Source organism: Pseudoalteromonas sp. SIMBA_162, from assembly GCF_046535955.1.
Taxonomy (GTDB): domain Bacteria; phylum Pseudomonadota; class Gammaproteobacteria; order Enterobacterales; family Alteromonadaceae; genus Pseudoalteromonas; species Pseudoalteromonas marina.
The window spans coordinates 1-251 of record NZ_JAWJBQ010000822.1 but is presented as its reverse complement, the minus strand read 5'-3'; the positions used below and the strand labels follow the sequence as shown (position 1 = coordinate 251).

The window sequence follows — 251 nt, the reverse complement described above, 5'->3', positions numbered from 1 at the left end:
ATACATGCCGTTGAAGAGATAAAAATAGTATTGAATCATGTCATCTGTGCCTTTTTCCAGTGTTGCATTGTCTACTTTACTGAGTAGTTGTCCTGATTCTTTATAGTTTTCTGTCATCAGTTTAAATCTTGAGTCTATGAGATTGAAATACAGTAGGACGTTCTGATTTTCTTCCATGTTTGGAAATGTGTTTACGATTTTTTCTCGCATGGCTGTAGCTTTGAGAATGTTGTTTTGCTTTATGGTTATAT

At 33.9% G+C, this 251-nt stretch carries 1 pseudogene; it reads right to left on the bottom strand.

Annotated elements, in window-relative coordinates:
* Positions 1 to 243: pseudogene (locus R0J88_RS21975) on the bottom strand (hypothetical protein); the annotation flags it as partial.
* Positions 244 to 251 lie beyond the last annotated feature (8 nt).